Origin of the sequence: Spongiactinospora rosea, from assembly GCF_003315795.1 — a bacterium.
Lineage (GTDB): Bacteria > Actinomycetota > Actinomycetes > Streptosporangiales > Streptosporangiaceae > Spongiactinospora > Spongiactinospora rosea.
On record NZ_QMEY01000031.1, the window covers coordinates 71,221 to 85,342 of the forward strand.

At 71.8% G+C, this 14,122-nt stretch carries 13 protein-coding genes; all 13 read left to right on the forward strand.

Features of this window, described 5'->3' with window-relative positions; genetic code table 11:
• The first annotated feature begins 44 nt into the window (after positions 1–44).
• The 13 genes from DP939_RS39915 to DP939_RS39975 all read left to right on the forward strand — a co-directional run bounded on the left by DP939_RS39915 (position 45) and on the right by DP939_RS39975 (position 14,121).
• The gene (locus DP939_RS39915; RefSeq protein ID WP_113986042.1) at positions 45–434 is read left to right on the forward strand and encodes a DUF948 domain-containing protein; all 390 of its coding nucleotides are present in this window, start codon (positions 45–47) and stop codon (positions 432–434) included.
• The gene (locus tag DP939_RS39920; protein ID WP_113986043.1) at positions 431–694 is read left to right on the forward strand and encodes a hypothetical protein; all 264 of its coding nucleotides are present in this window, start codon (positions 431–433) and stop codon (positions 692–694) included. Before DP939_RS39915 ends, DP939_RS39920 begins: the two co-directional genes overlap by 4 nt.
• A 1-nt stretch (position 695) precedes the next feature.
• Positions 696–3,368 carry an alanine--tRNA ligase gene (gene alaS, locus DP939_RS39925; protein WP_113986044.1) on the forward strand — a complete coding sequence of 891 codons (2,673 nt, stop codon included), beginning with the start codon at positions 696–698 and terminating at the stop codon, positions 3,366–3,368.
• A gap of 460 nt (positions 3,369–3,828) precedes the next feature.
• Entirely contained in the window at positions 3,829–4,302 is a 474-nt protein-coding gene (gene ruvX / locus DP939_RS39930; RefSeq protein ID WP_113986045.1) for a Holliday junction resolvase RuvX, read from the forward strand.
• A 374-nt stretch (positions 4,303–4,676) separates the two neighbouring features.
• On the forward strand, positions 4,677–5,837 hold the full coding sequence (mltG, locus tag DP939_RS39935; RefSeq protein WP_113986046.1) for an endolytic transglycosylase MltG: 1,161 nt from the start codon (positions 4,677–4,679) through the stop codon (positions 5,835–5,837).
• A complete protein-coding gene (locus DP939_RS39940) occupies positions 5,834–6,682 on the forward strand; it encodes a shikimate dehydrogenase (protein WP_225878780.1) in 849 nt (282 codons plus the stop codon). Before mltG ends, DP939_RS39940 begins: the two co-directional genes overlap by 4 nt.
• A 218-nt stretch (positions 6,683–6,900) precedes the next feature.
• The gene (infC, locus tag DP939_RS39945; RefSeq protein WP_199565719.1) at positions 6,901–7,569 is read left to right on the forward strand and encodes a translation initiation factor IF-3; all 669 of its coding nucleotides are present in this window, start codon (positions 6,901–6,903) and stop codon (positions 7,567–7,569) included.
• A gap of 135 nt (positions 7,570–7,704) precedes the next feature.
• Positions 7,705–7,899 carry a 50S ribosomal protein L35 gene (gene rpmI / locus DP939_RS39950; RefSeq protein ID WP_111167197.1) on the forward strand — a complete coding sequence of 65 codons (195 nt, stop codon included), beginning with the start codon at positions 7,705–7,707 and terminating at the stop codon, positions 7,897–7,899.
• A 26-nt stretch (positions 7,900–7,925) separates the two neighbouring features.
• A complete protein-coding gene (gene rplT / locus DP939_RS39955) occupies positions 7,926–8,306 on the forward strand; it encodes a 50S ribosomal protein L20 (RefSeq protein ID WP_111167198.1) in 381 nt (126 codons plus the stop codon).
• A 123-nt stretch (positions 8,307–8,429) separates the two neighbouring features.
• Positions 8,430–9,233: a TrmH family RNA methyltransferase gene (locus DP939_RS39960; RefSeq protein WP_113986048.1), complete on the forward strand. Its 804-nt coding sequence runs from the start codon at positions 8,430–8,432 to the stop codon at positions 9,231–9,233.
• Positions 9,234–9,294: 61 nt separating this feature from the next.
• Positions 9,295–10,377, forward strand: a complete 1,083-nt coding sequence (locus DP939_RS39965) for an ATP-binding protein (RefSeq protein WP_113986049.1) — start codon at positions 9,295–9,297, stop codon at positions 10,375–10,377.
• A 142-nt stretch (positions 10,378–10,519) separates the two neighbouring features.
• Positions 10,520–11,560 (forward strand): phenylalanine--tRNA ligase subunit alpha, encoded by a 1,041-nt coding sequence (gene pheS, locus DP939_RS39970; RefSeq protein ID WP_113986069.1) that lies wholly within the window; start codon positions 10,520–10,522, stop codon positions 11,558–11,560.
• A complete protein-coding gene (locus DP939_RS39975; protein WP_113986050.1) occupies positions 11,560–14,121 on the forward strand; it encodes a phenylalanine--tRNA ligase subunit beta in 2,562 nt (853 codons plus the stop codon). Before pheS ends, DP939_RS39975 begins: the two co-directional genes overlap by 1 nt.
• Position 14,122: the final 1 nt, after the last annotated feature.

A 14,122-nucleotide genomic window follows, 5' to 3' on the forward strand; every position in this document is an offset into this window, starting at 1 on the left:
CTCGACAGTGAGCCGGGTCGCCAACGAGGGGATCTGAACCACAGATGCTTACCGCGGGAGAGGTCGCGGGCCTGGTGGTCGCCATGTTCTGGGCGATCCTGGTCTGCTTTCTCGCCATGGTGCTGGTCAAGGTCGCCCGGCTGCTGAACGAGACCACCAAGATGGTCTCCGAGCTGAGCGACCGTGTCGCGCCGCTGCTCGACGACGTCACGGCCACCGTCGGCGAGGCCAACCGGCGGCTCGTCGCCGTCGAGGCCATCTCCACCGACGTCAAGCAGGTCAGCGGCCACCTGGCGCGGCTCAGCGCCATCGCCTCCACGCTGGTCACCGGCCCGCTGATCAAGGTCTCCGCGCTCGGCCACGGCGTGCGCCGCGCCGCCGCCGCACGCCGCGATCCGCACCGGCGGCCCCTCTCGGCAGGGCGGCGGCGATGATCCGCAGGCTCTTCTACCTCTCCCTGGGCGCGCTCGCCGCCGTCTGGGTGATGCGCAGGCTGCGCGCCCTGCAACCGGACCACATCGCGCACCGCGCCGCGGACCGGGTCTCCGGGGCCATGGCCGGGCTGCGCGACTTCGCCGGCGACGCCATGGAGGCGGCGGCCAAGCGCGAGACCGAGCTTCGGGCCCAGTACGGCCTCGACACGGGCATCGACCCGACCCTCCCTGCAAACCACTACCTGAAGGACGGCCGCTGACATGGAGTCGGCAGAGATCGCCCGCCGCTTCCTGCGCTTCTTCGAGGAGCGTGGGCACACCATCGTGCCCTCGGCCAGCCTGGTCGCCGAGGATCCGACGCTGCTGCTCGTCAACGCGGGCATGGTGCCCTTCAAGCCCTACTTCCTGGGCCAGCGCAAGCCTCCCGCCAACCGGCTCACCACCGCCCAGAAGTGCGTGCGCACCCCCGACATCGACGAGGTCGGCAAGACCACCAGGCACGCCACCTTCTTCCAGATGCTCGGCAACTTCTCCTTCGGCGACTACTTCAAGGACGGGGCCATCCCGTTCGCCTGGGAGCTGCTGACCCGCTCGGAGGCCGACGGCGGCTTCGCCTTCCCCGAAGAGCGGCTGTGGGTCACCGTCTTCGAGGACGACGACGACGCCGTCGCGCTGTGGCACGGCAAGGTCGGCGTCCCGATGGAGCGCATCCAGCGCCGCGGCCTGGCCGACAACTACTGGCACATGGGCGTCCCCGGCCCGGGCGGTCCCTGCTCGGAGATCTACTACGACCGCGGCCCGGAGTACGGCCGCGAGGGCGGTCCCATCGCCGACGAGAACCGCTACCTCGAAGTCTGGAACCTCGTCTTCATGCAGGCGCAGCTCGCCGAGGTGCGCAGCAAGGTCGACTTCGACGTCCAGGGCGAGCTGCCGGCCAAGAACATCGACACCGGCATGGGCCTTGAGCGCATGGCGGCGATCCTGCAGGGCGTCGACAACATCTACGAGATCGACACCACCTACAAGATCCTGGACCGCGCGGCCGACCTCACCCGCACCCGCTACGGCCGCGACCAGCGCGCCGACGTCAGCCTGCGCGTGGTCGCCGACCATGTCCGCACCGGCACGATGCTGGTCGCCGACGGGGTGATGCCGGGCAACGAGGGCCGCGGCTACGTGCTGCGCCGCATCCTGCGCCGCTCGATCCGCAACCTGCGGCTGCTCGGCTCCGGCGACGAGCGCTACATGCACGAGCTGACCGCGGTCGCCATCGACGTCATGGGGCGCCAGTACCCCGAGCTGGTGGCCGACGCCCCGCAGATCCACGGCGTGATCGACGCCGAGGAGGCGTCCTTCCTGGGCACGCTGCGCACCGGCACCGCGATCTTCGACGTGGCGGTGGAGGAGACCAAGCGCAAGGGCGGCCAGGTGCTGGCCGGGACCCAGGCGTTCCAGCTCCACGACACCTACGGCTTCCCCATCGACCTCACCCTGGAGATGGCCGCCGAGCAGGGCCTGAAGGTCGACGAGGAGGGCTTTCGCCGGCTGATGCGCGAGCAGCGCGAGCGGGCCAAGGCCGACGCCGCCGCCAAGAAGACCGGCAACGCCGACATCTCCGTGCTCGGCCAGATCCTGGAGCGCGCGGGCCGGGTCGACTTCCTGGGCTATGACCAGACGGTGGCCGAGAGCGAGGTCGCCGGCATCATGATCGACGGCGCCGCGGTGCCCGCGGCGGGCGCCGGCTCGGCCGTCGAGATCGTGCTGAGCCGCACCCCGTTCTACGCCGAGGGCGGCGGGCAGCTCGCCGACCAGGGCGTCATCCGCACCGCCGGGGCCGAGATCGACATCGTGGACGTGCAGTCCCCGCTCGCCGGGCTGATCGTGCACCGGGGCACGGTGCGCACCGGCGAGGTCCGGGTGGGCGACCAAGCCCAGGCCGAGATCGACGTCGAGCGCCGCCGCGCCATCTCGCGCAGCCACACCGCCACCCACCTGGTGCACCGCGGCTTCCGCAACGCGCTCGGCGAGACGGCCGCGCAGGCCGGCTCGGAAAACTCGCCGGGCCGCTTCCGGTTCGACTTCACCGCGGCGGGCGCGGTGCCGCCCAGCGTGCTGCGCGACGTCGAGGACGAGGTCAACGCCGTCCTGATCAACGACCTGGCGGTCAACGCGTTCTACACCACCCAGCGCGAGGCGCGGGCGATGGGCGCGCTGGCCCTGTTCGGCGAGAAGTACGGCGACGAGGTCCGCATCGTCGAGGTCGGCGACTACTCCCGCGAGCTGTGCGGCGGTACTCACGTGGCCAGTTCCGGCCACCTCGGGCTGATCAAGGTGCTCGGCGAGTCGTCCATCGGCGCGGGCGTGCGCCGGGTGGAGGCCCTAGTGGGACTCGACGCCTTCCGCTTCCTGGCCCGGGAGAGCGTGCTGGTCGCCCAGCTCAGCGAGCAGCTCAAGGCCCGCAGGGAAGAGCTGCCCGAGCGGGTCGAGGGCATCGTCGGGCGGCTGCGCGCGGCGGAGAAGGAGCTGGAGCGGCTGCGCTCGGCCCAGGTGCTCGCCGTGGCGGGCGAGCTGGCCGCGGGGGCGGCCGACGTCAGCGGCGCCTCCGTGGTGACCCACCGGGCGCCCGACGGCACCTCCGCCGACGACCTGCGCAAGCTGGCCCTGGATGTACGGGGCAGGTTCCCCGCCGACCGCGCCGCCGTCGTGGTGATCGCGGGCGTGCCCGCCGAGCGCCCGGTGGTCGTGGCCGCGGTCAACGAGCAGGGCCGCGCGCTCGGCCTGTCGGCGGGCCGCCTGGTCGGCGTGGCCGCCAAGCAGCTCGGCGGCGGTGGCGGCGGCAAGGACGACGTGGCCCAGGGCGGCGGCGCCCGCCCCGAGTCCATCGGCGACGCCCTCCACGCGGTACGCTCCGCGGTGGCCCAGCGGCTCGCGTGAGCGACAGCAGACGCACCGTGTGCCACATTCCGGCGGCCGGGGGACCGGAGGCACACGGCGCGTCCGTCCGCATGCGGGGGGATTTCAGACGCGCACGAGGCACGCGGCGGGTTGTGACCCGTGCCTGCGGCAGGCGGCCCTGTACGCGGCGGGACCTCGGTTGCGGGCGCGGTACGTGGTGTTGTGGGCGGTGGGGTCTCACCCGCGTGTACGGCAGGCGGCTCTGTGCGCGGCGGGGTTTCACCTGCGTGTGCGGTACGTGGTCTTCCGGGCGTGTGGCTTCCACTCGCGCGCAGGGGACGCGGGCGGCTTCCCCTCGTGCCTGCGGCAGGCGGCCCTGTGCGCGGCGGGGTTTCGCCTGCGTTTGTGGCACACCGTCTTACGGGCGGCGGGCTTTCGCCTGTGCGCGAGGGGGTTTCACCTCCAGGCGTGGCATGCGGGCCTGCACTCGGGGGGCGGGATGAGGCGCGGGGTGCGGCTGGGTGTCGATGTCGGCGCGGTTCGGGTCGGGGTGGCGCGTAGCGATCCCTCGGGGTTGCTGGCCACGCCGGTGGAGACCGTGCGGGCGGGGAAGGGCGACCTGGCCCGGATCGCGGAGATCGCCGCCGAGTATGAGGTCATCGAGGTCGTGGTGGGGCTGCCCACCTCGCTGTCCGGCCGGGCCGGTAAGGCGGCCGAGCTGGCCACCGCCTTCGCCCGGCGGCTCGCGGCGCGGCTGGCGCCGGTGCCGGTGCGGCTGTTCGACGAGCGGCTGACCACGGTGAGCGCGCAGCGCGACCTGCGCGCGAGCGGAGTGCGGGCCAAGAACCAGCGCGAGGTGGTGGATCAGGCCGCCGCCGTCGTACTGTTGCAGGCCGCCCTGGACGCCGAGCGGGCCGCGGGCCGGCCGCCCGGAAGGCCCGTCGAGGCGGGGTCCGGAGGCAGCGCTCGTTGACGGTACCCATCGTCCATAACACTTTTCCGAACTATGGACTATCAGCGGTTCCTGCGGGAAATTTCCCGGGGAAGGCACCTTCGTGACGGCCTCGGATCCAGACAGGGATGTTCGGCAGGGGGTTCCGGCATGGCCTGGCCAGGTTAGAATCACGAAATTTCCTGACAAAGAGAGCGAGTCTGTGAGATACCGGGAAGAGTCGCAGAATTACCTCGGGACGAATTGATGTCCGGTGGGATACCCCCCATCCCGTCGGGGCAGCCGAGCGTACCCGGCACTCCGGGACACCGTTCCGGCCGGCTCGGCCTCGCTACCGGTTCGGCTGATTCGCTTGACGCCGGGCCGTCCGTACCGGGAGATTGGCCAGCGCACCTATGAACGATCTCGATATGGACTTCCTGCTCGGCACCGATGACGATGACGACCGGTCGCGGCGCCGCGGCCGGTCCAATGCAGGACGTGCGCGCAAGCGCGGCCGCCGTCGGCGTCGCCGCCGTAACCGCGGCGGCTTCCTGGCGCCGATGCTGGCGGTGATCATCCTGCTCGGCATCTTCGGCGGCGGTGCCTACTACGGCTACCAGTGGCTGAACGACGTCATGGTGCCCGACGACTTCGTCGGCAAGGGCACCGGCGAGGTCGTGGTGGAGGTGCGCCAGGGCGCGAGCGCCGCCGAGGTCGCCGCCCTCCTGGAGAAGGAGGGCATCGTGGCCAGCGCGCGGGCGTTCACCAACGCCGCCGACGCGGCCGGCAAGAGCGGTTCTCTGCAGCCCGGCGAGTACAAGATGCGCAAGCGCATGGCCGCCGCCGAGGCGGTCACGCTGCTCGACCCGTCCAAGCGGCTGCTGGCCAAGATCACCATCAGGGAGGGTCTGCGGGTCTCCCAGATCCTCGCCGAGCTGTCCAAGCAGACGAAGATCCCAGTGCGGGAGTTCGAGGCCGCCGCCAAGGCGCTCGACCTGCCGCGCGCCGCGAAGGGCAAGCTGGAGGGCTACGCTTTCCCGGCGACCTACGAGATCACGCCGAAGATGACGCCGACCGAGATCCTCACGAGGATGGTGGACCGCTACGGGGCCGCCGCCGAGCAGGCCGGCATGCAGGAGGCGGCCAAGGACCTCAGGCTGACCCAGCACCAGCTGCTCACCATCGCCAGCATCGTGCAGGCCGAGTCCGGCCGGGCGTCCGACATGCCGAAGGTCGCCAGGGTGATCTACAACCGGCTGGCCCAGAAGCCGCCGATGCGCCTGCAGATGGACAGCACCACCATGTACGGCCTGAACAAGTTCGGCATCGCCGCCAGCAACGCCGAGCTGAAGAGCGAGTCGCCCTACAACACCTACCAGATCGACGGCCTGCCGCCCGGCCCCATCAGCAACCCCGGCGACCACGCCATCCAGGCGGCGCTCAACCCGGCGGACGGCGGCTGGCTCTACTTCGTCACCACCGACCCCAAGCAGGGCATCACCAAGTTCACCACGAACTACAATGAGTTCCTGCAGTTCAAGGGCGAATTCGAGAAGAACTACCAGGGCGGATGACACAGGCACCAGGCATGGCGAGGGCGGCGGTGCTCGGCTCTCCGATCGCCCATTCGCTCTCGCCCGTGCTGCACCGGGCGGCTTACGCGGCGCTCGGCCTGTCCGGCTGGAGCTACCAGGCGATCGAGTGCGACGAGGCGGAGCTGCCCGCCCTGCTGGCGGGCCTCGGGCCGGAATGGGCGGGCCTGTCGCTCACCATGCCGCTCAAGCGGGCCGTGCTGCCGTTGCTCGACTCGGTCTCCGACCTGGCCGTCGAGGTGGGCGGGGTGAACACCGTCCTGTTCGACGGCGGCGGCACGGGCGGCAGGCACGGCGACAACACCGACGTCCACGGCATCGTGGCGGCGCTACGGGAGGCGGGCGTGCGCGCCCCCGGCTCCGCGGCGGTCCTCGGCGGCGGGGCCACGGCGGCCTCCGCGCTGGCCGCCCTGCGCGACCTCGGTCTGGACACCGCCACGCTGGTGGTCCGCGACCCCGGCCGCGCGGCGGACACGCTGCGGGTCGCCGACCGGCTCGGCCTCACGCTGTCGGTACGGGGCCTGGACGCCCTTTCCGACATCGCCGCCACCGACCTGGTGATCAGCACACTGCCCTCCGGGGCGGCCGACCCGCTGGCCGGCGCGCTGGCCGGGGTGCCCGCGTTGCTGGACGTGGCCTACTCGCCGTGGCCGACCGCGGCGGCGGAGGCGGTGGCCGCCAAGGGCGGCACCGTGGTGAGCGGCTTCGCCATGCTGCTCCACCAGGCGGTGCGCCAGGTGGAGCTGATGACCGGCCGCGGCGACGTCCCCGTCGAGGCCATGCGCGCCGCGGGCGAGGCGGAGCTGGCGCGCCGGGCCGCGGGATGATTCTGCCGGTGGCACGCGTTGTGGTAACGTAAGTACTCGATCGGTCCGGCGTGCCTGCCGGATGCGCAAGCGGAGGTCTTCCTCCCACCTGACCGGCCCTGCGGCCGGCGGGTCAAGGATCACAACCGGATTCGAGTTCCGGAGAGCCTGTTAGGCTCGGTGGCCCCGCATGCGCGACGTGCGGGGCATTTCGTTTCGCCAGCATCTGGCGTCGCGGTATGGACCCCGGCACGATCGAGCACGTGGCGGCCGCCCGGAGGCGGCCGAGGATCGTAAACCTAGGAGGTCCCATCAGCGCCGAACCCCGCATCAACGAGCGTATCCGCGTACCTGAGGTCCGCCTCGTCGGTCCCAACGGTGAGCAGGTCGGCATCGTCTCCATTCACGATGCGCTGAAGCTGGCCCAGGAGGCCGACCTGGATCTGGTGGAGGTCGCGGCTACCGCTCGGCCGCCTGTGTGCAAGCTCATGGACTACGGAAAGTTCAAGTACGAGTCCGCGATGAAGGCGCGCGAGGCGCGCCGCAACCAGGCGCACACGATCATCAAGGAGATCAAGCTCCGGCCGAAGATCGACCCGCACGACTACGAGACCAAGAAGGGTCACGTCGTGCGCTTCCTCAAGGCGGGGGACAAGGTCAAGGTCACGATCATGTTCAGGGGTCGTGAGCAGTCCCGGCCCGAGCTGGGTTCCCGGCTGCTGCGGCGGCTCGCTGAGGACGTGACGGAGCTGGGCTTCGTCGAGTCGCAGCCGAAGCAGGACGGCCGTAACATGATCATGGTGATCGGGCCGCACAAGAAGAAGGCCGAGGCCAAGGCCGAAAAGGCGGCCGCCAAGGCCCGACGCGGCGATGACGACGCGGCGAACGAGGCTGTCGAGGAAGGTTAGCCGCCGGTAGGCCCTGCACGGGGGCCACGGCCGCCGACCAAGCCGGGACCGGTACGGTCTCGATGTCAGGCATGCCCTTGACTCGGGTCACCGGCCCGGGACATCGGCACGAGGAACGAGGGAGAGACGGCTGTCATGCCGAAGATGAAGACGCACAGCGGTGCCAAGAAGCGGTTCCGGATGACCGGATCCGGAAAGATCATCCGTCGCCGGGCCAACCGCGCGCACTACAACGAGCACAAGCCGTCCACCCTGACCCGGCGTCTCGCTCCCGACGTGGTCATGTCCGCCGCGGACACCAAGAAGATCAAGAAGCTGCTCGCAAAGTAAAGCGATTCCCGGGGAGATAGATACAGATGGCACGCGTGAAGCGGGCGCTCAACGCCAAGAAGAAGCGCCGGGTCGTTCTCGAACGGGCGAGCGGCTACCGGGGTCAGCGGTCGCGCCTGTACCGCAAGGCCAAGGAGCAGATGCTCCACTCGATGACCTACGCCTACCGCGACCGCAAGGATCGCAAGGGCCAGTTCCGGCGGCTGTGGATCCAGCGGATCAACGCCGCGGCCCGGCAGAACGGCATCACCTACAACCGGTTCATCCAGGGCCTGAAGCTCGCGGGCATCGAGGTCGACCGCAAGATCCTCGCCGATCTGGCCGTCACCGACGCCCAGACCTTCTCGACGCTGGTCGAGGCCGCGCGCAAGGCGCTGCCCGCCGACGTCAACGCGCCGGTCGCCTGACGGCGTCACCGTCCGCCGTGATCGCGCGGCTCCGCGCCGACCCCGCCGAAGGGGCCGCGTGGCCGTGGGGTCACGGCGGTTTCGTATGCACCGACCTGTTCGTCCCAGTGGCGGGGGAGCGCGATGGCCACGTCTGAACTGACCAGCATCAGGTCGCAGAAGGTGAAGGCGGCCAAACGGCTGGCCAAACGGGCCTTCCGCGACCGCGACCGGGCGTTCCTGGCCGAGGGGCCGCAGGCGGTGCGCGAGGCGCTGCGGCTGCCGGGCGTCACCGTCGAGCTGTTCGCCACGGCCGACGCCGGGTCCAGGCATCCGGCGATCATGGCCGACGCGGCGGCGGCGGGCGTACCGGTCCACCTGGCCAGCGGAGAGGTCATGGCCGAGCTGGCCCAGACGGTGACCCCGCAGGGCGTGCTCGCGGTGTGTCGGCTGCTGCACGTGCCGCTGATCGAGGCCGTGCGCGAGGACGCCCGGCTGGTCGCCGTGCTGGCGCACGTACGCGACCCCGGCAACGCGGGCACCGTGCTGCGCACCGCCGACGCCGCGGGCGCCGACGCGGTGGTGTTCACCGACGCCTCGGTGGACCCCTACAACGGCAAGTGCGTCCGGGCCAGCGCGGGCAGCCTGTTCCACCTGCCGGTCGCCACCGGCGAGCCGTTCGCGCGGACCGTGGCCCTGCTGCGCGAGCGCGGGCTGCGGGTGCTCGCCGCCGACGGCGCGGGGGAGCGCACGCTCGACGATGTGGACCTGTCCGGGCCGACCGCGTGGGTCTTCGGCAACGAGGCGTGGGGCCTGCCCGAAGAGATCCTCGCCGAGGCCGACGAGGTGGTCCGCGTGCCCATCTACGGGGGTGCGGAAAGCCTCAATCTCGCGACCGCCGCAGCGGTGTGTTTGTACGCATCTGCCCGGGCTCAGCGGGAAAAGTGAGGCTGCCGTAGGGGGCCGGAAACCCGCTATTGTCGCCTTGTAGGTCGAGGAGGCGGGGTCGTTGCAGGGCGAGAACACCGATACGCCGCACCCTGGTGCCGCATGCCCGGTCAGCGCCGACGAGCTGCCCGACGGCCTGATCGTCATCGACCACGAGGGCCTGATCCTGCTGGTCAACCGAGCCGCGGCGCGGTTGACCGGGGTGCGCCCCGAGGCCGCGGTCGGCAGCGACATCCGTGACGTCTTCCCCTTCAAGGACCCTGACGGGCGCGAGTGGTGGAAGTGGCTCGACCCCGCGGGCGGGCCGCGCACCCGCACCCGCCAGCCCGAGTGCTACGTCCAGGTCCCCGGCGGTCAGGAGTTGCTGCTCGCCGCCCGGCTGGTGCGCGAGCCCGAGCGCGGCGGCGAGGTCGTCCGGGTGGTGGTGACCCTGCGCGACGCGGGCGCCCGCGCCCGTCTGGAGCGCAGCAGGGCCGACCTGGTCTCCACCGTGGCCCACGAGCTGCGCTCCCCGCTGACCAGCGTGAAGGGGTTCACCGCCACGCTGCTGGCCAAGTGGTCCCGCTTCACCGACGACCAGAAGCGCGTCATGCTGGAGACCGTCAACTCCGACGCCGACCGGGTCACCCGGCTGATCACCGAGCTGCTCGACGTGTCCCGCATCGAGTCCGGCCGGTTGCAGTTGCACCGCCAGGTGGTGGACATCCCGGCACGGGTACGGCGGCTGATCGCCGGGCGGGTGGCGGCCGGTGAACGCGACGGCCGGTTCCGGCTGCACGTGGAGGGCGAGCTCCCCGAGACCTGGCTCGACCAGGACAAGATCGACCAGATCCTGGCCAACCTGCTGGAAAACGCCGTGCGCCACGGACGCGGTACGGTGACAATAGTCGTGGAACCGATCGAGTGGGGAGTGGCCGTGTCCGTCCGGGACGAAGGCGAGGGCATCGCGCCCGAGCTGGCCACGCGCGTGTTCCGGCAGTTCTGGCGAGGGCAGGGCCGCCGCCGCGGCGGCACCGGGCTCGGCCTGTTCATCGTCAAGGGTCTCGTGGAGGCGCACGGCGGCACGATCACCGTGCAGCGTGCCCCGGAGGGCGGCGCGGATTTCCGATTTACCGTGCCCACCGGCACGCCCGACTTCGCCTGAGCGAACCCGCGGTCGTCCTCCCGGTGGGCTCCAGCGCGGAAAGCACTAGACTCGTGCCGCTCAAGCCCTGAATCGGAGCTCTGTCTTGTCTAACTACGACCCGGTCGAGGTCACCCCGCTGCACGCCGACGAGGTGGCGCGCATGCGGGACGACGCCCTGGCCGCCATCAAGGCGGCAGGCGACCTCGACGCACTCAAGAAGGTACGGCTGGCGCACGCCGGCGACCGGTCCCCGATCGCCCTCGCCAACCGGGAGATCGGCGCGCTGCCCCCACAGGCGCGTGCCGAGGCGGGCAAGCGCGTGGGCATGGCCCGCAAGGCGGTCGCCGAGGCCCTCGCCGCCCGCCAGACCGAGCTCACCGCCGAGCGCGACGAACGCGTACTGGTCGAGGAGGCCGTTGACGTCACCCTGCCCTGGGACCGCCTGCCGCGCGGCGCCAGGCACCCGCTGACCACGCTGCAAGAGCGCGTGGCCGACGTCTTCGTGGCCATGGGCTACGAGGTCGCCGAGGGGCCGGAGCTGGAGGGCGAGTGGTTCAACTTCGACGCCCTCAACATCGCGCCCGACCACCCCGCGCGCTCCGACCACGACACCTTCTTCGTGGAATCGGTCGACTCGGGCAAGGTGCTGCGCACCCAGACCTCGCCGATGCAGGTCAGGGCGCTGCTCGCGCGCGGTGTGCCGTGCTACGTCATCTCGCCGGGCAAGGTGTTCCGCACCGACGAGCTCGACGTCACGCACACCCCGGTGTTCCACCAGATCGAGGGGATCGCCGTGGACGAGGGCCTGACGATGGGCCACCTGAAGGGCACCCTCGACCGGTTCGCGGAGGTGATGTTCGGCGAGGGCATGACGACCCGGTTCCGGCCCAACTACTTCCCCTTCACCGAGCCGTCCGCCGAGATGGACCTCAAGTGTTTCGTGTGCCGGGGCGCCTCGGCGGTCCCGGGCGGCCCGCCGTGCCGCACCTGCAAGTCCGAGGGCTGGATCGAGTGGGGCGGCTGCGGCATGGTCAACCCGCGGGTGCTGGTCGCCTGCGGCGTCGACCCCAAGCGCTACTCCGGGTTCGCGTTCGGCATGGGCGTCGAGCGCACCCTGATGTTCCGGCACAACGCCGAGGACATGCGTGACATGGTCGAGGGAGACGTGCGCTTCACGCTCCCGTTCGGGATGGAGGTCTGATGAGGGTCCCGCTCTCCTGGCTGCGGGAGTTCGTCGACCTGCCCGCGGTCACCGCGCACGAGATCGCCGACCGGCTCACCGCCGCCGGGCTGAAGCTGGAGTCGATCACCTCCTATGGCCACGAGATCAAGAACGTCGTGGTCGGCGAGGTCCTCGACATCGAGGAGCTGACCGGGTTCAACAAGCCGGTCCGCTACTGTCAGGTGGAGGTGGGCGAGGCCGCTCCGCGCGGCATCATCTGCGGCGCGAGCAACTTCTCGGTCGGCGACCGGGTCCCGGTGGCGCTGCCGGGCGCGGTCCTGCCCGGCGGGTTCGAGATCGGCGCACGCAAGACGTACGGCAGGCTCTCCGACGGCATGATCTGCTCCGAGCAGGAGCTGGCCATCGCCGAGACCTCCGCGGGCATCCTGGTCCTGTCGCCCGGCTCGCCGATCGGCGCCGACGTGGTGGAGCTGCTGTCCCTGCGCGATGAGGTCATCGAGCTGGAGGTCACCCCCGACCGCGGCTACGCCCTGTCCATCCGGGGCGTGGCGCGCGAGGCGGCGACCGCCTTCGGCGTGCCGTTCCGCGACCCGGCCGACCTCGACCTGCCGGCCTCGGCCGAGTCGGGCTACCCCGCCTCCATCGCCGACCCCACCGCCTGCGACCGGTTCGTGCTGCGCGAGGTCGGCGGCTTCGACCCGGCCGCGCCCAGCCCGCTGTGGATGCGCATCCGGCTGCTGCGGGCCGGGATGCGCCCGGTGTCGCTGGCCGTCGATGTCACCAACTACGTGATGCTGGAGCTCGGCCAGCCGCTGCACGCCTTCGACCGCACCCGGCTGACCGGCGAGATCGTGGTGCGCCGGGCCCGCGAGGGCGAGACGCTGGAGACGCTCGACCACGTCGTGCGCAAGCTGCACACCGACGACATCCTGATCACCGACGAGTCGGGCGCGATCTCGATGGCGGGCACCATGGGCGGCCTGGAGACCGAGATCTCCGAGGGCTCCACCGAGCTGGTGATCGAGGCGGCGCACTTCTCGGCCACCGGCACCGCCCGCATGTCCCGCAGGCACGGCCTGGTCAGCGAGGCGTCCCGGCGCTTCGAGCGGGGCGTGGACCGCGAGCTGCCGCTGTACGCCTCCTGGCGCGCGGTGCGGCTGCTGGTCGAGCTGGGCGGCGGTACGGCGGGCCCGGGCGTGACCCATGCCTCGATCGACGTCGAGCCGGTCCGGATCACCATCCCCGCCGCCTACCCGGGGCGGGTGGCCGGTCTGACCTACCCGCGCGAGGCCGTCATCCGCCGGCTGGAGCAGGTCGGCTGCACCGTCGCCGAGGGCGCCGACCCGCAGTGCGGCGGCGGGCCGGTGACCGGCACGGGCACCGTGACCGGCGGCGACCTGCGCGAACAGCTCGACGTGAGCGACGGGGAGACCGACCTGCTGACGGTCACCCCGCCCACCTGGCGGCTGGACCTCACCGACCCCAACGACCTGGCCGAAGAGGTCATCCGGCTGGAGGGCTACCAGCGGCTCGACTCCGTGCTCCCTGCCGCCCCCGCGGGCGGCGGGCTCACCGAGGGCCAGCGGCTGCGCCGCCGCGCCGGGCGGGCGCTGGCCGCCGCAGGATACGTCGAGGTGCTGGCCTACCCGTTCATGGGCGAGCGCGACCTCGACAACCTGCGGCTGGCCGCCGACGACCCGCGCCGCCTGGCGGTGCGGCTGGCCAACCCGCTCAGCGAGGACGAGCCGCTGCTGCGCACCACGCTGCTGCCCGGCCTGCTGAAGATCCTGGTCCGCAACGTCGGCAGGGGAGCGGGCGATGTGACGCTGTTCGAGAACGGGCTGGTCTACCGGCCGGTTCCCGGCGCGCCCGCCACCGCTCCGGTCCTCGGCGTGGACCGCAGGCCCACCGCCGACGAGCTGGCCATGATCGAGGCGGCGCTGCCCACGCAGCCCTACCGCGTGGCCGCCGTGCTGACCGGCGAGTTCGAGCGGTCCGGCTGGTGGGGTCCCGGCCGCCCGGCGACCTGGGCCGACGCCATCGAGGCCGCGCGGGTCGTGGTGCGCGAGGCCGGGTTCGACCCGGTCGTGGCCGCCGCGACGCACGAGCCGTGGCACCCGGGCCGCTGCGCGTCCATCCATGTGGGCGACGTGCTGATCGGGCACGCGGGCGAGCTGCACCCGAGGGTCGCCGAGGCGTACGGCCTGCCGCCGCGCACCTGCGCCATGGAGCTGGAGCTGAGCCGGCTGGAGAGCGCGATGAGCGGCCTGGCCCAGGCCCCCGCCGTGTCGTCCTACCCGGTCGCCACCCAGGACGTCGCGCTCATCGTGCCCGCCGCCACCCCGGTGGCCGAGGTGGAGGCGGTGCTCCGCGAGGGGGCGGGCGAGCTGCTGGAGTCCATCCGGCTGTTCGACGTCTACACCGGGGCCCAGGTCGGCGAGGGCGGCAAGTCGCTCGCCTACGCCCTGCGCTTCCGGGCCCCCGGCCGCACGCTGACCGTCGAGGAGACCAGCGCGGCCCGCGACGCCGCGGTGGCGCTGGCCGCCGAACGCCTCGGGGCCCGGCTGCGAGGTTCGTGAG